Origin of the sequence: Kitasatospora sp. NPDC001309 (assembly GCF_042896295.1) — a bacterium.
Lineage (GTDB): Bacteria > Actinomycetota > Actinomycetes > Streptomycetales > Streptomycetaceae > Kitasatospora.
In genome coordinates, this window is sequence record NZ_JBIAXC010000024.1 from 84,535 (window position 1) to 101,090 (window position 16,556).

Sequence of the window (16,556 nt, forward strand, 5' to 3'; positions counted from 1 at the left end):
TCGGGTGCCGACACCTGGGAGACCCCCCGGCGGAACGCCGATAACAGAAACTCCGAACGAATGTCCGGCGACTTGGTCACGTGATCCGGTCGAGCGCTCCGGTCGGCCGCCCCGGCGGGCCGAGCGGGCGCAGCGGGCCGGGCGCAGCAGACTCGACAGGCGCAGCGGGCGCAGCGGACTCAGCGGACTCAGCGGGCCGGGCTCAGCGGCCCGGGCCGTCCGGGGCCATGTCGTAGGTGACGAACATCGTCCGGGTGGCGACCTGGTCGTACTTGCTGCGCGCCCGGTGGTTGTCGTCCGCGGTGATCCAGCGCACGGTGCTCCAGCCGCGCTCGGCGGCGATCTCCCGCAGCCGGGCCAGCAGTTCGTCCACCGCCCCGCCGCCGCGCACCTCGGGCGCGACGAACAGGTCGTCCAGGAACCCGGCGACCGTGCCGTGCAGCGGCCGGGCGAACGGCCGGAAGTGCGCGAAGCCGACCGGCGTCCCCGCGCCGTCCCGGACCAGCAGCCCCTCCACCTCGTGCTCCGGGTCGTTGAGCCAGGACCACACCAGCTCGGCCTTCTCCTCCGGCATCGGCACCCGGTAGAACTCGCAGTACCCGCGGAAGAGTTCGCGCCAGCGCGGGTAGTCCCCCTCCTGCGGCGCACTGATGCTCCAACGGTTCACGGCGGCGGTGCTCAACTCGGTCTCCTCGCTGGTCGAACGGCTCGGGCCAGCATGCCGCCCCGTCGCCCGCCCGCCGATCTCCACCCCGGCCAACACCACCCGCCGCACACTCCACTCCGGCAGTTACCCCCGGGCCGTTTCCCCGGTTCCACCCGGGAGGGTGAAGGGCTTCTCCCCGCCGGACCCCATCGCCTACGGTGGGTCATCCCGACAGCACGGAACGGAGGTTCCGGCGGTGGACGAACCGACGGAGCAGTACCAGAGCTACAGCTGGCAGGACGAGGACGGAGGCCGGTACACCGCCCTCTACCCGGGCACCGAGGAGGCCGACGAAGCCGGCAAGGCGCGGCTGCGCGCCCTGGGTGCCCGCGCATCGGAGGACCTCGGGGCCGAACAGGAGCAGGAGGCGGGAACGGGGCGGCCGGGCACCGCCCGGGCCGGAGCCGGGTGGCGCCGGTCCGTCACCATCGACCTCAGGAACCCCACCCCGCTGCCCGGTCCGCAGCTCGACCCGCAGTGGCTCCGGGCCTGGTGCGAGGAGACCGGCGCGGCCCTCGCCGGGTTCACCCGGTCCTTCGCCGCCAGGTACGGCTTCCCGCCGGGCGAGAACGCCCTGGTCCACGCGACGGAGGCCGGCCGGCGGGCGGCGGACGCGCTCGGCGAACTGCTGCCGGTGCCCCCCGACCTGGCGACGCTCTACGGGGTGCTCGACCGGGCCTCCCTGCCCGATCTCGACAACGGCTACTTCATCCACCCGCCGGGCGCGGTGACGGGGCACGTCCGCGAGTACGGCGTTCCCGTCATCCAGGGCGAGCGCCTGGCGCTGGTCTTCGGCAGCGACGGCGCGGGCCACCTGTTCGCGACCGGACACACCGGACGGGTCTGGAGGTCGACCACGGCCTCCCACGACGGCGCCTTCGAACCCGCCGCCGCCACCCTGGAGGAGTTCCTCGACGGGATCGGCCGGCTGATCGCGGGCCCCTGAGCCCCTCCGCTCCTCCGGGCGGCCGGGCGGCCGGGCGGCCGGGCCGAGCACCCGGCCGCCCGGAGGAGCGGACTGCGGACTCAGAGCCGCTCGGGGACGGGGTTGCCGACCGCCTCGATGGCCCGGCGGACCGGGACCTTCACCAGGACGGCGAAACCGATCACGAAGAAGATCAGCAGCGAGATGATCGCCGAGCGGTAGCTGCCGGTGACCTGGTAGGCGAGGCCGAAGACCAGCGGGCCCATCCAGCTGGTGCCGCGGTCGCTGACCTTGTAGAGGCTGAAGTACTCGGCCTCCCGGCCGGCCGGGATCAGGTGCGAGAACAGCGAGCGCGAGAGCGCCTGGCTGCCGCCGAGCACCAGGCCGATCATGCAGGCCAGGACGTAGAACCAGACCGGCTGATGGGCCGGCATGAAGTAGCCGAGGGCCAGCGTGACCACCCAGCCGACCAGCGAGCCCAGGATGGTCTTCTTGGCGCCGTGCCGCTGGGCGATCCGGCCGAGCAGCAGGGCGCCGCCGATCGCCACGATCTGGACGATCAGCACCGCGATGACCAGGGTGCCCTGCTCCATGCCGAGTTCCTCGCTGCCGTACAGCGAGGCCTGCGAGACGACGGTCTGGATGCCGTCGTTGTAGCAGAGGAAGGCCGCCAGGTAGAGCAGCGTCAGCGGGTGCTTGCGCATGCTCTTGAGGGTGCGGCCGAGCTCGCGCAGGCTGCCGGCGGCCGGCTGGTCCGGCGCGGCCTCGGCGCGCGCCCGGACGACGCCGGCCCGGGAGGGCAGCCGCAGCATCGGGACGAGGGTGAACAGCGCCCACCACAGGCCGGCCGAGGCCAGGCAGATCCGCACGGCGGTGCCGGAGGAGAGGCCCAGCGCCTCGTGGCCCTGGAACAGCGCCAGGTTGGCGATCAGCAGCAGCCCGCCGCCCGCGTAGCCGTACGCCCAGCCCTTGGAGGAGACGGCGTCGCGCTCGTCGGGGGTGGCCAGGCCCGGGAGGTAGGCGTAGGAGAGCGCCACGGACACCGCGTACGAGATGTTGGCGACCACCAGCAGCGCGCCGCCGAGCAGGTAGCGGTCGCCGTCGAGGAAGAACATCCCCATCGTGGCGAGCGCGCCCACGTAGGCGAAGCCGCACATCAGCTCCTTGTGCCGCCCGGTGCGGTCGGCGACCGTGCCGGTCAGCAGCATCGCCGCGACCGAGATCAGCACCGAGAAGGAGACCGTGTACGGGAAGAACGATCCGGCGCGGATCGCCAGGCCGAGCGGGTGCACGTCGCCGGACGCGTCGGCGGCGTTCTTCGCCACCTCGGTCAGGTACGGCCCGAGGAAGACCGTCAGGACGGTGGCCGAGAAGGCGGCGTTGGCCCAGTCGTTGATGTACCAGCCGAACTGCATCCGGCGCAGGGCACGGCCGTCGTCGGCGGCCGCCGGCGGCGACGAGACGTCGTCCGGCAGGTGGTCCGTGGTGCTCATGGGCTCCTATTTCACTGTGCTGGAGCCGGTGCTGCCGTCCGTCCAGCAGCCGCGCTCGCCGAGGACGCCCTTCAGGACGTCGATGCGATCCGCCATGATGCCATCCACACCCAGGTCGAGGAGAGACCGGATCCGTGTGGCATCGTCCACAGTCCACACGTGGACCTGCAGGCCGAGGCGGTGGGCGGCCCGGACGAAGGCCCGGTCGACCACCCTGATCCCCCGGTGCCGCTCCGGCACCTGGGCGCACAGCCCGGCGAACGGCGCCCCACCCCGCGCCAGCGGGCCCGCCAGCGAGTGCAGCCGGAGCCGGGCCACCTCGCGCGGGCCCAGCGAGGTCGCCAGCCGGGGGCCCGCGGCGGCGCGCACGGCGGCGATCCGGCTGTCGGAGAAGCCGCCGACGCAGACCCGGTCCCAGGCGTTCGTCCGGCGGATCGCCTCGACCAGCGGCCGCACGGCGGGCGCCGCCTTCACGTCCACGTTGAACCGGGCCGCGGGGAACGCCCCGAGCAGGTCCTCCAGCAGCGGCACCGGCTCGGTGCCGCCGATCCGGGCCCGCCGGACGGTCTCCCACGGCAGCTCGGCGACCGCCCCGGCCCGGTCGGTCACCCGGTCCAGCCGGGAGTCGTGGAAGGCCACCAGCACACCGTCGGCGGTGGCGTGCACATCCGTCTCCAGGTAGCGGTAGCCCAGCGCCACGGCGGCCTCGAACGCGGCGAGCGAGTTCTCCGGGTGCCCGAGCTCACCGCCCCGGTGCGCGAAGGCCAGCGGCCCCGGGTGGTCGAGGAAGGGGTGCATGCGGTGCTCCGAGCTGCTGGGAAGGGACGCCGCGCGGCCCGCTCCGACGGCGCCTCGGGACCGCGCGCGTTACAGTATTACGCACCCTGTCAAGGAGTAACGGCCATGGGCGTCGGCTCCGGCGACGCCCCGGCAGTGACGAGCCGATGGATCTGCGCGGTCACCAGACCGGTGGGCAGGGCAGGGGCGAGCGCGGTGTCGTCGCCCTTGTAGAACACCGCGCGGTTGTCGCCGACCGCCGCGTACAGGTAGAGCCGGGTGAACCCGCCCCGGCCGGCCATCGCCCCGGTGGGCGACAGGAGACGGAAGCCGACGACCGGCACCTCCAAGGCCTGGAAGGCCACCGGCTCGACCTCCAGCGGCTCGGCGCCGGACCGGTCGTTCAACCGGAGGCTCGTGCAGCCGCCCCCGTGGACGGCGTCCCGCAGCGCCTCGAAGTCCGCCCGCGCACGGCCGCCGGGGACGCCGGCCAGCTGGACCGACGTCCGGTTGCCCGGGTTGTTGTCGCCGGTGACGTACGTGAGCCGGGCGGAGTCGGCCGACTGCTCGATCATGGCGTCGAGGACCGGCGCACAGGCCGGCTTCCGCTGGGCAGCCCTGGCGATCGTCGCCACCGTGGCGTCGGACGGCGGCGCCTCGTCCTCGGTGGTGGTGCCCGGCGGCAGCTCGGCGACGGGCGCCAGCGCCGCCCGCAGCTGCTCGCCGGACAGTGGGGCGAGCGGCCGCCAGGCCGTCGCGGCCTCCGGCGGGACGGTGGCCGGCGCCTTGGGCACCGGAGCGGACGCGGTGGGCCGAACGCCCGGGTCGGCCGTGCAGCCCACCGCGAGGGCGAGCAGCGCCAGGGCCACCAGTACCGTGCGTGCGGCGTGCCGTGCCAAGGATCTCCCCCGTCTCCCGCCCTGCCGACGGTTCGCCCCTCGGAACGGGGCGGCGGCGGGCGCGGCCATTATGGCCGCGGGGTGCGGCGGTCCGCCTCGGGTTTTCCGTCCTCGAACGGTCCGGTGGCCGGGGGCCCGTCGAGCTCCTCGGTGCGGCGCAGGTCGTAGAGGTAGGACTTGCCGGCCTTCCAGCTGCGCCAGGGGCCGAGCGGCGGGAACGGCCCCTGGCCCGGACGGCCGGACAGCGGCCAGCCGTTGGCGGTCCCGTCGGCGTCCACGGTGCACCAGCCCCGCTCGGGCAGCCACCGGCACCACACGTCGAGGTCGAGGCGCTTGAAGGACGGCCGCCCGTTGAACTCGCCGTCCCGGCGGTAGCGGTAGGCCAGGCCGTCCGACCGGCGCACGAACTCGATCGACACGGACGCTCCCCCTCACCGGTCAACTGCTGGACGGGAAAGGCTACGTGCCCGGGCGGTCGGGGTGCGGGGTCGGGGGGCCGCGCGGATGCTGGGGGTGGAGGTGGCGGCGGATGGGGTTGCGGCGGTTGGCGGAGGTGTCGCGGGAGGTGGCGGCGGAGCCCGGGCGGCGGGCGAAGGTGGGCCTGTTGGCGGGGTGCCTGCGGGAGCTGGGCGCCGAGGAGGGGGCGGCGGCGGTGGTGCTGCTGTCGGGTGAGGCGCAGCGCTTGCGGACGGGGGTGGGGTGGGCGGCCCTGCGGGAGTTGCCGGCGCCGGCGGTGGAGGCCTCCCTGGGGGTGCGGGAGGTGGAGCGGGAGCTGGAGCGGATCGCCGGGGTGCACGGGGCGGGGGCGCAGGCCGAGCGGCGGCGGCTGCTCGCGGGTCTGTTCGGGCGGGCGACGGAGGTGGAGCAGGGGTTCCTGCGGGCGGTCCTGGTCGGGGACCTGCGGCAGGGGGCCCTGGACGCGCTGGTCGGGGACGCGGTGGCGCAGGCGGCCGGGGTGCCGGTGGCGGCGGTGCGGCGGGCGTTGATGTTCCGGGGGTCGGCGCGGGCGGTGGCGCGGGCCGCGCTGGCCGGTGGGGCGGAGGCCCTGACGGGGTTCCGCCTGGAGGTGGGGCGGCCGGTGCGGCCGATGCTGGCGGCGTCCGCACCGGACGTGGCGGCGGCGCTGGAGCGTACGGGTGCGGCGGCGCTGGAGTGGAAGCTGGACGGGATCCGGGTGCAGGTGCACCGGGACGGCGGGGAGGTCGCGGTGTTCACCCGTGGCCTGGAGGACATCACGGCGCGCGTCCCCGAGGTCGCGGAGGCGGCGCTGGCGTTGCCGTTGCGGTCGGCGGTGCTGGACGGCGAGGCGATCGCGCTGGGCGCGGACGGGCGGCCGCGTCCGTTCCAGGAGACCGCGGCGCGTACCGCCACCCGGCGGGATCCGGACCGGTTGCGGGCCGAAGTCCCGCTCAGCGTAAGGTTCTTCGACCTGTTGCACCGGGACGGTGCGGACCTGGTGGACCGGCCGGGCCGGGAGCGCTGGGCGGCGCTGGCCGGGGCGGTGCCGGAGGGTCTGCGGGTGGCCCGGATCGAGACGGAGGACCGGGCGGAGGCCTCGGCGTTCTTCCGCGGGGCGCTGGCGCTCGGCCACGAGGGGGTGCTGGTGAAGGACCCGGCGGCCGGGTACGCGGCCGGGCGGCGCGGGGCGGGCTGGATCAAGGTGAAGCCCCGGCACACCCTGGACCTGGTGGTGCTGGCGGCGGAGTGGGGCAGCGGCCGGCGGCGGGGGTTCCTGAGCAATCTGCACCTGGGGGCGCGGGCGGCGGGCGAGCCGGGCCTCGGCCCGTGGGTGATGCTCGGGAAGACCTTCAAGGGGCTGACCGACGCCACGCTCGCCTGGCAGACCGCCGAGTTGCTCGCCCGGGAGGTCGACCGGGACGCCCGCACGGTGCGGGTGCGGCCGGAACTGGTCGTCGAGATCGCCTTCGACGGCCTCCAGCGCAGCCCCCGCTACCCCGCCGGGCTGGCCCTGCGGTTCGCCCGGGTGGTGCGGTACCGGCCGGACAAGAGCGCCGCCGAGGCCGACACCGTGGCCGCCGTCAGGGAGTTGGCCGCCGCCGAGGGCCTGTGAGGCCGTCCGCGCCGCCCCGTCCGACGGCCTGGCGCCGGTTGAAACGCATTGCGCGGCAAGGGCGTTCACGCAGGAGCCGAATCGGCCATTCTTGCCGATCCGTCCGCCCTACCGCTCCGTAGGCGGACCAGCGGCGGCTAGGTTAACCGTGACAACGAGAGGCGGCCGCCGGGCAGCCGGCGGCGCCCTGGCGAGAGGTGCCGACATGCAGGTGAGCGTCGACCGGGACCGTTGCTGCAGCTCCGGAATGTGTGTGATGAACGTGCCCGCGGTCTTCGACCAGGACGAGCGGGACAGCCTTGTGACACTTCGCCAGGTCGTGCTGCTGCCCGAGCAGTTCGACGACGTCAGACTCGCCGCCGAGCTCTGCCCGGGCCGGGCGATCAGCGTCACCGAGGACGGGCCCGCCGAGGCCGAGGTCTGACGGTCCCCACCTGCGGCCCCGCAGGCCGCCGGGAGGCCTCCCTGCACCCGGCAACCCCACGAGGACACCCGCGACACGAGGAGACCCCCGCCTTGACCGCCGTACCCACCGCCCCCGCCGCACCCACCGCCCCCGCCGTCCCGCTGCTGCCGGCCCCGCACTCCAGCGGCTGCCCGTTCGGCCCGCCGCCCGTGTACACCGAGGCCGCCGCCACCGCGTCCATGACCAGGGCCGAACTCCCCGACGGCGACGCCTGCTGGCTGGTCACCGGCTACGCCGAGGTCCGCACCGTGCTGTCCGACCGCCGGTTCAGCGCCGACGTGCGCCACCCGGCCTTCCCGCTGCTGGTCGCCGGCGCCCGCGAGGAGCTGGTCACGGGCAAGCCGAACTTCCTGCGCCTCGACGACCCCGAGCACGCCCGCCAGCGCCGTATGGTCACCGGGGACTTCCTGGTCAAGCGGGTGGAAGCGCTGCGCCCGGAGATCCAGCGGATCGTGGACGAGGCACTGGACCGGATGACCGCGGGCCGGACCACGGCCGACCTGGTCACCGAGTTCGCGCTGCCGGTGCCCTCGTTGGTGATCTGCGAGCTGCTCGGCGTGCCGTACCAGGACCGCGACCGCTTCCAGGGCCTGAGCCGCACCCTGCTCAGCCGGGACAGCACCGTGGAGGAGCTCCGGGTGGCCCAGGACGAGGTCCAGGACTACCTGCGCGACCTGACGGCCCGCAAGCGCGCGCAACCGGAGGACGACGTCCTGAGCCGGCTCGCGGCGCGGGACGACCTGAGCCCGGACGACGTGGCCGGCACGGGCGTGCTGCTGCTGGTCGCCGGGCACGAGACCACGGCGAACATGATCGCGCTGTCCACCGCGCTGCTGCTGGAGCACCCGGAGCAGGTCGCCAGGCTCGCCGACCCGGCCGCGCTGCCGGGCGCGGTGGAGGAGCTGCTGCGGCTGCTGACCATCGTGCACACCGGGCTGCCCCGGGTGGCGGTGGAGGACGTGGAGTTGGGCGGGGTCACGGTCCGGGCCGGGGAGGGCGTGATCGCGATGCTGTCCACGGCCAACCGGGAGGAGGCGGTGTTCGGCGGCGCCGGGCACCGGTCGACGGACGAGCTGGACCTGGACCGGGACGCCCGGCGGCACCTGGCCTTCGGCTTCGGCGTGCACCAGTGCCTGGGCCAGCCGCTGGCCCGCGCCGAGCTGCAGATCGCCCTGGAGACGCTGTTCCGGCGGCTGCCGGGGCTGCGGCCGGCCGGGGAGCGCGCGTTCCGCACCGAGTCGTTCATCTACGGGATGCGGTCGTTGCCCGTGACCTGGTGATCCTGCGCGGCGGCGGTCCTCCACTCCGGTGATCCTGCGCCCCGGTGCCCGCCGCCCGGCGGCCCCGGCCGCCGGGTGCCGGGTGCGCGGGTCACCCGGCTCGCCCCGGCGCCGGGGCGGGGGCAGGCTGGAGGGGCGAGGGACAGACCCGGCCCGACCGCGCCCGCGTCCGGGCGCGCCGGGGCCGGCCGAGGAGACGGAGCCCGCGATGACCGACATGAGCGAACGCTCCGCAGTGAGCACCGACCGCGAGCAGGACGTCCGGGCCGCCGATCCGGAGGAGGGCGTCACCTCGATGCAGAACCTGCACGCACAGGACACCTCCCAGGCGGAGGGCGACCCCATCCTGGACGAACCCGGCGCGAGGGGCCCGGACCGGGTCTGACCGTCCGCCACACCGATCCGACCGCCCGGCGGGACCGGGCGGTCCTTGTGACCGCAGGTGTCGCTGCCCGGATGGTGGCGCACCGGCGGGGGAGGATAGGCGCATGACCGAACACGATCAAACCGACCGGCAGACCCGGCCGCCCGCGGACCCGCGCACCTCGTGGGCGACCTGGACCACCCAGTCGATCATCAGCGGCCCCGGCGGGGTCACCACCACCGAGGTCGGCCCCATCTCCGGCGACCTCACCGTGCACACCACGTGGGTGGACGGCGAGGCGCGGCTGACCGTCCAGTACACCGGGGCGCTGGACTGGTACACGGTGTCCGGCAGCCCGGTCGCCGCGACGGACGAGAGCACCGCGCGGGCCGTCCACCAGGCGATGGTGAACGGCGTCAAGACGGGGCACGGAGCGGTCGCCCCGCCCCCGGCCCTCGGCGGCTGACCGCACCCCTCGTACGGGTCGGGACGGCCCCCGGCGCGCAACGGCGCGGCCCCCGCGTCCGGCCGACCGGGCACGGGGGCCGGACACTCGGGCCGGACGCGGGGCTCGGACACGGGGCTCGGATCAGCGGGGGGGGCGCGGCTGCCGCTACTCGGTGATCTCCACCCCGCGCCAGAAGGCCACCCGCCCCCGGACGTGCTCCGCCTCCGGCTTCGGGTCGGCGTAGTACCAGGCGGCGTCCGGGTTGGCCTGCCCGGCCACCTCCACCGTGTAGTAGTTCGCCGTGCCCTTCCAGCTGCACACCGTGGTGGTGTCGGAGGGCCGCAGGAACTCGGCCCGGACCGCCTCCCACGGGAAGTAGTGGTTGCCCTCGACGAGGACGGTGTCCTCGCTCTCGGCGACGACGGTGCCCTGCCAAATCGCTGTGGTCATGGGCCGATTGTGCCGCACGGGCGCGCCCGCGACCCGCGCTTCGGGGGGATCGCGCGGCTCGGCGGCTCGGGACGTCCGAGGCGGTTCAGGGCAGCGGGTGGGCGTGCACCGGCAGGTGCGGGGTCTGGTGGCCGCCGCTGGCGAGCATCCGGACCTCCCCGGCCTCGCTGATCTCGGCCCGGACGATCCCGCTGGCGTCCTCGTAGACGGGGTGCCCGCCCGGGCCCTTGGCGCTGGTCCGGACGACCACGACCACGTCCTGCGGGGCCTGGGTGCCGGGTGTGCCGGGGAAGGTGAGGGCGTAACGGTCGACGGGTTTCATCGGCGGATCCTGCTCCTCGCGTCTCAGACGGTCGTCCCGGCGGCACGGGCGTGCGAGCCCCGCACCTCCAGCTCGTCGAGCAGCCGGGCGGTGGCCTCGGCGACCGCGTCCACGGCCCGGTCGAAGGCCTCCCGGTTGTGGGCCGCCGGTGCCCGGAAACCGGACACCTTGCGGACGTACTGCAGCGCGGCGGCGTGGAAGTCCTCCTCGCCGGCGTCGGGCGTGACGGGCGGGCGCAGCGTCTTGATGTTGCGGCACATGAATCCAGTCTTGCGCGCGGGGGCCGCCGAGGCGAGCCCCCTGCTCCGCACGCCCCCGATTCGTCACACGGGCCTCACGGGGACGTCATCCGGGCCGATTAGGATTCTCGACGAACGAATTCCCTCGCCACGCACCCGCCGCGCACCCCGCCGCCCGAACCGCCCGCACCCGCCACGCACCCGCCACGCACCCGCCGGGCGCGGGCATCACCCCGGAGTCACCCCTTGCCTCTCGCGCTGTTCGCGCTGGCCGTCACCGCTTTCGCCATCGGGACCACCGAATTCGCCGCCATGGGGCTGCTCCCCCAGGTCGCCGACAGTCTGCACGTCTCCATCCCGCAGGCGGGCTGGCTGATCTCCGCGTACGCGCTGGGGGTGGTGGTCGGCGCGCCGCTGCTCACCGCGCTGGCCGCCGGGAAGCCCCGCAAGGCGGTGCTGGTGGCGCTGGCCGGGCTGTTCGCGACCGGCAACCTGCTGTGCGCGCTGGCCCCCGACTTCTGGACGCTGGCCGCCGCACGGCTGATCACCGGGCTGCCGCACGGCGCGTTCTTCGGCGCCGGGGCGGTGGCCGCCGCCGAGCTGGTGGCGCCGGACCGGCGGGCCCGGGCGGTCGCGGTGATGTTCTCCGGGCTGACCGTCGCCAACATCGTCGGCGTCCCGGCCGCGACCCTGCTCGGCCAGCACCTGGGCTGGCGGGCGACCATGCTGGTGGTGGTGCTGATCGCCGCCGCCGGGACGCTCGCCATCGCCCGGCTGGTGCCGGCCCTCCCCTCCCCCGGCCAGTCCGGGCTCCGGCACGAGCTGCGGGCCTTCCGCAGCGGGCAGCTGTCGCTGGCGCTGGCCACCGTGATGGTCGGCTGCGGCGGGATGTTCGCCTGCTACAGCTACATCGCGCCGCTGCTCACCGAGGTCTCCGGGTACGCGACCGGTTCGGTGACCGGGGTGCTGGCGCTGTTCGGGGTGGGGATGACGCTCGGCAACGTGATCGGCGGGTTCGCCGCCGACCGGGCGCTGCGGCCGACCGTCTGCGTCTCCTTCCTGCTGCTCTCGGCGACGCTCGCGCTGTTCGCGGTGACCGCGCACGCCCGCTGGTCGGCGGCCATCACGGTGGTGCTGATCGGCCTGTTCGGCTTCGCGATCGTCCCGGCGGTGCAGACCCTGGTGCTGCAGAAGGCGCGCAGCGCGCCCACCCTGGCCTCGGCGACGGTGCAGGGCGCGTTCAACCTGGCCAACGCCCAGGGGGCCTACTTCGGCGGGCTGGCCCTGGCCGCCGGGCTCGGCTGGACCTCGCCGACCCTGGTGGGCGCCGGCCTGGCCGCGGCCGGCGCCGTGGTCGCGGTGCTGGCCTGGGCGGCCGACCGGCGCCCGCCCGCCCCGGTCCCGGTGGAACCGTCGGCGGAGCGGACGGGCGTGCCACTGACGCCGGCCCCGACCCCGGCCTCGGCGCCGACCCCGTAGGAGTCAGCCGCGGCGCAGCGCGGTGAGCTCCGTCGGGGCGGCGCCGCGCCACCAGGTGGGGTCGGCGGAGCCGTCGGTGGTGCGTCCGTCGCGGTGGACGTAGTGCCGGACGTCGCGGCCCGGGTCGGCGAACTCGCCGGCCAGGGCGCGCTCCAGCCACTCCGCGCCGAAGCGGAAGGCCTCGGCGGCCACCCCGCCGAGCGGGTGGAACTCGTCCTCGTAGACCCGCAGCTCCTTCGGGGCCCGGACCCGCTCGAAGCTCGCCAGGGCCTGGGTGAGGTCGGTGAGCTCGTCGAACTCGCCGATCCCGTAGAGCACCGGGCAGGTGATCTCGGCCACCAGGTCGCCGAGCGGCATGCGGTGGGCGAGGTCGCGGTCGAAGGCCTCCTCGTCGGTGTACCCGGCCATGTACATGTAGTTGTTCTTGAAGGTCGGCTGGGCCCGCTCGAAGATCGTCGCGAAGTCCCCGGTGACGGCCTCGAAGGCGGCGAGCGCGGCGATCCGGCGGTCGGTGGCGGCGGCCCGGGAGCCCCAGTAGCCGCTCATCGAGATGCCGAACATGCCGATCCGCTCGGCGTCGACCTCCGGGAGCTCGGCCAGGTGGTCGAGGTAGCGGCCGATCGCCCGCTCGTAGTTGCCGAGGTCGACGGTCAGCCCGCCGGCCCGGGTCTGGCCCTGGCCGGGGCCCTCGATGGAGAGCGCGACGATGCCGCGGGAGGTGTAGTAGCGCTCGGCCGCCCAGATGTAGTCCTCCTTGATCATGTCCATCCCGGGGCCGAGGATGACGGCGGGCGCGTTCTCGACCCGCCCGGCGGGCAGGTGCAGCAGGGCGTGGATCGTCGAGCCCTCGAAGTCCAGCACCACCCGGCGGACCCGGCCGTCGCGCAGGGCGCCCAGGCGGTCCACGCAGTGGTCGGCGTGGGCGCGCAGCACCGCCTTGCGCGGGTCGGTGGCGTCGAAGATCGAGTACTGCGCCCGGCCCCACATGACGGCGGCCCGCAGGTAGAGGTCGGCGGCGGTCTGCGCGAAGCCCGCGCGCTCGTGGTGGGCGGCGCGCTCCTCGGCCTGGCCGGCCACCGTCGCCCACGCCTTGGGCAGCATGGCACCGCTCCTGACCAGGGCGAAGACCTTGGCGAAGTCGGTGTGGTCGTGGCCGAGCTGCTCCATGGTCCCGACGGCCTCGGGGTGCAGCGCGTCGAAGCCGCCCTGGGCGAGGGCGATGTCCAGGGCCCAGTTCTGGCCGGTCGAACGAATGGTCATGACGGTCTCCTCCTGGAGCGGTGTAGATAAGTACTTAGCGAGTAAGTACTTATCCATTAAGTACTGAGGCTAGTCTGTTGTCAACCCGCCGAGGAGGAACCCACCATGACGACCGCACCGCCGCCCGCGCCCGAACGCGCCCAGGCACTCGACCGCCTGGCCCGCGCCGCCTACCGGCTCAGCGCCGCGGACTCCCGGCTGCGCGGGCGCGCCACCCGCACCCCGGGCGCCCTGTCCCTCACCCACGCCCGCGCCCTGCGCACCCTGGCCGAGCGGGGGCCGCTCAGCATCACCCAGCTCGCCGCCGGCACCGAGACCACCGGCCCGGCCACCACCCAGCTGGTGAACGGCCTGGTCACCGCCGGCTACGTCACCCGCACCCGCCCGCCCGAGGACAAGCGGTCCGTCCTGGTCGCCCTCACCGAGGACGGCCGGGCCCGGCACGAGCAGCGCCAGGCCGCTCTGGCCGAGGCCCTGCACGCCGACCTCGACGACTACGACGAGGAGGCCCTGGACCGGGCCGCCGAGGTGCTGCGCCGGCTGTCCGCCGTCTACGACCGGCTGTAGCGGCGGACCGCCGACCCGGCGTGCCTAGACCTCCCGGTGCGCCTCGGCGAGGAGCAGGTAGCCCTCGCCGTTGGCCTTGATCCCGGCCCGCTCCTCCTCCGTCAGCTCCCGACGGACCTTGGCCGGGACCCCCGCGACCAGCGAGCCGGGCGGGACGTCCATCCCCTGGGTCACCACCGCGCCCGCCGCGACCAGCGAACCGCCGCCGATCCGGGCGCCGTTGAGGACGGTGGCGTTCATCCCGACCAGGACGTCGTCCTCGACGGTGCAGCCGTGCAGCACCGCGTTGTGGCCGACCGAGACCCGCTCGCCGACCACCAGCGGGAAGCCGGGGTCGGCGTGCAGGGTGCAGTTGTCCTGGATGTTGCTGCCCGTGCCGACGGCGATCGACTCGGCGTCGCCGCGCAGCACCGCGCCGTACCAGACGCTCGCCCCGGCGGCGACGCTGACGTCCCCGACCACGACGGCGTTCGGCGCGAGGAAGGCGCCCGGGTCGACGGCGGGCACCTTGCCCCCGACGGTGGCGATCAGCGGCTCTGCCATGACTGGTCCTCCTGGTGGTGATCGGCTGCACTGTCGCCGGTCAGCGTAGGGGGACGGTCAGGGCGCGGGGAGGGCGAGGTCGGGACCGAGGCCGGGGGCGGGGGCGGGAGCGGCGGGCGACTGCTGCGGGCCGCACAGGGCGGTGGCGGTCAGCCGGTTCCAGGCGGCGGTGGCGGCCCTCCCGTCGCCGACGTCGTAGGCGGTGACGACCGAGGCGAACTGGCGCCTGCCGTCCGCCGAGCCGAGCATCAGGGTGTTGTACCCGGGGATGCCGCCGGCGTGGCCCCAGAAGGTGCCGCACGGGGTGTCCACCCGCTGGAGGCCGAGGCCGTAGCCGCGGCCCCCGCCGGTCGCGGTGGTCCGCTGCATCTCGGCCAGTTCGGCCGGGGGCAGCAACCGGCCGCCGAGCAGCGCTCCGAGGAAGGTGGTGAGGTCGGCGGTGGTGGAGATGCCGGCGCCGGCGGACCCGGCCATCGAGGGGTCGAGCAGGGTGACGTCCACCGGGCCTTCGGCGGTCTTGAGGTAGCCGTGGGCGTGCGGGCCCGGGACGAAGGGCGAGTTGCCGGGCATCGAGGTGCCGGTGAGGTGCAGCGGGCGGATGATCCGGCGGGTGACCTCCTGCTGCCAGCTGTGTCCGGTGAGCTTCTCGATGATCATCCCGACCAGCACGTAGTTGGTGTTGGAGTAGGCCCAGTCCTGGCCGGGCGGGAAGGCCGGCGGGTACGTGTTCGCGATGTCGACCAGGTCCTGGAGGGAGTAGGGCCGGAAGCGGCGGCCGTTCAGCCAGCCCTCGTCGGTGGACTCGAAGGCCGGGTCCTGGGTGTAGTTGGCGACGCCGCTCGTGTGGTCGAGCAGTTGCCGGACGGTGATCGCGGCGCTGTTGGGCACCACGCCGGGCAGCAGGCACTCCAGCCGGTCGTCGAGGTCCAGCCGGTGTTCGCCGACGAGTTGGAGCAGGGTGGTGGCGACGAAGGTCTTGGTGGCGCTGCCGATCCGGAACCGGCCCTCGGGGTCGGCGGGGCCACCGGTGCCGAGGTCGGCGACACCGGTGGCGTTGCGCCACTCCAGCCGGCCGTCCTCCCGGACGGCGGCCAGGGCGGAGGTGGCGTAGCCCGGGCCGGTGAGGCCGGCCAGGGCCGCGTCCGCGGCGGCCCAGTCGGCCCGCCCGGCGGCGGAGTCCGTCCGGTCGGCCGGGTCGGCGGCGGTGAGGTGGAGGGCGCCGCGGCAGTCGGCGGCCGGGCGCGGTGCGGCGGGTGCGGCGAGGGCTGCCGGGGCGAGGGTGGCGAGCAGGCCCGCGGCCGCGGTGGCCGTGACGGCGGCGCGCAGCAGCGGACGACGGAGCCTCCGGACCGGGGCGGTCGGATCGGCGGTCATGCCGGTCTCCCTGGGTCAGGGCGCCGGAGCGTCAACTCCGACTGTTTCCATGGGCCTTGACACCATGGCAGGACCGGTCCGCAGCCGTCGTCAGCCTCCCGGAGGGCCCGCTACCCCGACCGTGGCCCGGGGCCGTACCCCGAGAGGTCTCGGGGTACGGCCGGGGGCCGGGCCCAGGACGGGCCCTCGCGGTGGGTCAGGACACCGGGGCCTTGGTGCGCAGGACCTCGATGAAGGCGCGCAGCCAGGCCGGGTGGTCGGGCCAGGCGCGGGCCGAGACGACCACGCCGTCCACCACCGCCTCGCCCTCCACGAACTCGGCGCCCGCCGCCTTGATGTCCGGGGCGAGCGCGGGGTAGGCGGAGGTGCGGCGGCCGTCGAGCACCCCGGCGGCGGCGGTGATCAGCGGGCCGTGGCAGATCTGCGCGACGGGCTTGTCCCCGGCGAAGAAGTGCCGGGCGATCCGCTGCACGTCCGGGTCGTTGCGCAGGTACTCGGGCGCGCGGCCGCCGGGGATCACCAGGGCGACGTAGTCGGCCGGGTCGACGTCGGCGAAGGCGAGGTCGGCGGGCCAGGTGTACCCGGGCTTCTCCGTGTAGGTGTCGTAGCCGTCCACGAAGTCGTGCACCACGAACTGCAGGAGCTTCTTGGTCGGGGCGGCGATGTCGACCTGGTAGCCCTCCTCGCGCAACCGCTGGTACGGGTAGAACACCTCCAACGACTCGGCGGCGTCCCCGGTGACGAGCAGGATCTTCGATGTCATCGCCGACATCCCTCCACGTGATCGAACCTCGGTCCTGGTACGGGCCCGGGCGCGGTGGCCGCCGCACCCGGGCCCGCACCAACCTCCCGTACCGGCCGCGCCGTTGGCAACAGGGCGCACCAGGCTTACG

20 protein-coding genes are annotated in these 16,556 nt (G+C 74.9%); 8 read left to right on the forward strand and 12 right to left on the reverse strand.

What is annotated here, in order from left to right:
• Nucleotides 1-202: 202 nt before the first annotated feature.
• Entirely contained in the window at nucleotides 203-682 is a 480-nt protein-coding gene (locus ACFY2K_RS23570; RefSeq protein ID WP_380587733.1) for a GNAT family N-acetyltransferase, read from the reverse strand.
• A 220-nt stretch (nucleotides 683-902) separates the two neighbouring features.
• On the opposite strand from ACFY2K_RS23570, the gene ACFY2K_RS23575 reads away from it, so the two are divergent.
• A complete protein-coding gene (locus ACFY2K_RS23575) occupies nucleotides 903-1,652 on the forward strand; it encodes a hypothetical protein (RefSeq protein ID WP_380643426.1) in 750 nt (249 codons plus the stop codon).
• 80 nt (nucleotides 1,653-1,732) lie between these two features.
• On the opposite strand, the gene ACFY2K_RS23580 is transcribed toward ACFY2K_RS23575, so the two are convergent.
• From ACFY2K_RS23580 to ACFY2K_RS23595, 4 genes are all read right to left on the reverse strand, one after another.
• Nucleotides 1,733-3,124: an MFS transporter gene (locus tag ACFY2K_RS23580; RefSeq protein WP_380525123.1), complete on the reverse strand. Its 1,392-nt coding sequence runs from the start codon at nucleotides 3,122-3,124 to the stop codon at nucleotides 1,733-1,735.
• Nucleotides 3,125-3,130: 6 nt separating this feature from the next.
• A complete protein-coding gene (locus ACFY2K_RS23585) occupies nucleotides 3,131-3,922 on the reverse strand; it encodes a glycerophosphodiester phosphodiesterase (RefSeq protein ID WP_387713767.1) in 792 nt (263 codons plus the stop codon).
• Between the two features lie 89 nt (nucleotides 3,923-4,011).
• On the reverse strand, nucleotides 4,012-4,800 hold the full coding sequence (locus ACFY2K_RS23590) for a hypothetical protein (RefSeq protein WP_387713770.1): 789 nt from the start codon (nucleotides 4,798-4,800) through the stop codon (nucleotides 4,012-4,014).
• A 68-nt stretch (nucleotides 4,801-4,868) separates the two neighbouring features.
• Complete coding sequence (locus ACFY2K_RS23595; RefSeq protein WP_380525118.1) at nucleotides 4,869-5,219, reverse strand: hypothetical protein; 351 nt, start codon at nucleotides 5,217-5,219, stop codon at nucleotides 4,869-4,871.
• A gap of 110 nt (nucleotides 5,220-5,329) precedes the next feature.
• Here ACFY2K_RS23595 and ACFY2K_RS23600 point away from each other — a divergent pair, with 110 nt between their 5' ends.
• The 5 genes from ACFY2K_RS23600 to ACFY2K_RS23620 all read left to right on the forward strand — a co-directional run bounded on the left by ACFY2K_RS23600 (nucleotide 5,330) and on the right by ACFY2K_RS23620 (nucleotide 9,447).
• On the forward strand, nucleotides 5,330-6,871 hold the full coding sequence (locus ACFY2K_RS23600) for an ATP-dependent DNA ligase (RefSeq protein WP_387713773.1): 1,542 nt from the start codon (nucleotides 5,330-5,332) through the stop codon (nucleotides 6,869-6,871).
• 205 nt (nucleotides 6,872-7,076) lie between these two features.
• Entirely contained in the window at nucleotides 7,077-7,295 is a 219-nt protein-coding gene (locus ACFY2K_RS23605) for a ferredoxin (RefSeq protein ID WP_380525115.1), read from the forward strand.
• Between the two features lie 92 nt (nucleotides 7,296-7,387).
• Entirely contained in the window at nucleotides 7,388-8,617 is a 1,230-nt protein-coding gene (locus ACFY2K_RS23610) for a cytochrome P450 (RefSeq protein ID WP_380525114.1), read from the forward strand.
• A gap of 208 nt (nucleotides 8,618-8,825) precedes the next feature.
• The gene (locus ACFY2K_RS23615; RefSeq protein ID WP_387713777.1) at nucleotides 8,826-9,002 is read left to right on the forward strand and encodes a hypothetical protein; all 177 of its coding nucleotides are present in this window, start codon (nucleotides 8,826-8,828) and stop codon (nucleotides 9,000-9,002) included.
• Nucleotides 9,003-9,105: 103 nt separating this feature from the next.
• Nucleotides 9,106-9,447: a hypothetical protein gene (locus ACFY2K_RS23620; RefSeq protein ID WP_380525113.1), complete on the forward strand. Its 342-nt coding sequence runs from the start codon at nucleotides 9,106-9,108 to the stop codon at nucleotides 9,445-9,447.
• A gap of 147 nt (nucleotides 9,448-9,594) precedes the next feature.
• On the opposite strand, the gene ACFY2K_RS23625 is transcribed toward ACFY2K_RS23620, so the two are convergent.
• From ACFY2K_RS23625 to ACFY2K_RS23635, 3 genes are all read right to left on the reverse strand, one after another.
• Nucleotides 9,595-9,879 carry a DUF427 domain-containing protein gene (locus ACFY2K_RS23625; protein WP_380525112.1) on the reverse strand — a complete coding sequence of 95 codons (285 nt, stop codon included), beginning with the start codon at nucleotides 9,877-9,879 and terminating at the stop codon, nucleotides 9,595-9,597.
• Nucleotides 9,880-9,964: 85 nt separating this feature from the next.
• Nucleotides 9,965-10,201 carry a DUF6296 family protein gene (locus tag ACFY2K_RS23630; RefSeq protein WP_360230768.1) on the reverse strand — a complete coding sequence of 79 codons (237 nt, stop codon included), beginning with the start codon at nucleotides 10,199-10,201 and terminating at the stop codon, nucleotides 9,965-9,967.
• 23 nt (nucleotides 10,202-10,224) lie between these two features.
• Complete coding sequence (locus tag ACFY2K_RS23635) at nucleotides 10,225-10,461, reverse strand: DUF2277 domain-containing protein (protein ID WP_380525111.1); 237 nt, start codon at nucleotides 10,459-10,461, stop codon at nucleotides 10,225-10,227.
• A 225-nt stretch (nucleotides 10,462-10,686) separates the two neighbouring features.
• Between ACFY2K_RS23635 and ACFY2K_RS23640 the strand changes: the two genes are divergently transcribed.
• On the forward strand, nucleotides 10,687-11,919 hold the full coding sequence (locus ACFY2K_RS23640) for an MFS transporter (RefSeq protein WP_387713781.1): 1,233 nt from the start codon (nucleotides 10,687-10,689) through the stop codon (nucleotides 11,917-11,919).
• A 3-nt stretch (nucleotides 11,920-11,922) separates the two neighbouring features.
• Here ACFY2K_RS23640 and ACFY2K_RS23645 read toward each other — a convergent pair whose 3' ends face one another.
• Complete coding sequence (locus ACFY2K_RS23645) at nucleotides 11,923-13,179, reverse strand: alpha/beta hydrolase (protein WP_380525109.1); 1,257 nt, start codon at nucleotides 13,177-13,179, stop codon at nucleotides 11,923-11,925.
• Between the two features lie 105 nt (nucleotides 13,180-13,284).
• Here ACFY2K_RS23645 and ACFY2K_RS23650 point away from each other — a divergent pair, with 105 nt between their 5' ends.
• Nucleotides 13,285-13,746 (forward strand): MarR family transcriptional regulator, encoded by a 462-nt coding sequence (locus tag ACFY2K_RS23650; RefSeq protein WP_375897423.1) that lies wholly within the window; start codon nucleotides 13,285-13,287, stop codon nucleotides 13,744-13,746.
• Nucleotides 13,747-13,770: 24 nt separating this feature from the next.
• Here the strand turns inward: ACFY2K_RS23650 and ACFY2K_RS23655 are convergent, their stop codons facing one another.
• The 3 genes from ACFY2K_RS23655 to ACFY2K_RS23665 all read right to left on the reverse strand — a co-directional run bounded on the left by ACFY2K_RS23655 (nucleotide 13,771) and on the right by ACFY2K_RS23665 (nucleotide 16,426).
• Nucleotides 13,771-14,289, reverse strand: coding sequence for a gamma carbonic anhydrase family protein (locus tag ACFY2K_RS23655; RefSeq protein WP_380525107.1), 519 nt, complete (start codon nucleotides 14,287-14,289; stop codon nucleotides 13,771-13,773).
• 57 nt (nucleotides 14,290-14,346) lie between these two features.
• Nucleotides 14,347-15,663, reverse strand: a complete 1,317-nt coding sequence (locus ACFY2K_RS23660; RefSeq protein ID WP_387713786.1) for a serine hydrolase domain-containing protein — start codon at nucleotides 15,661-15,663, stop codon at nucleotides 14,347-14,349.
• Between the two features lie 196 nt (nucleotides 15,664-15,859).
• Entirely contained in the window at nucleotides 15,860-16,426 is a 567-nt protein-coding gene (locus ACFY2K_RS23665) for a DJ-1/PfpI family protein (protein WP_387713789.1), read from the reverse strand.
• Nucleotides 16,427-16,556: the final 130 nt, after the last annotated feature.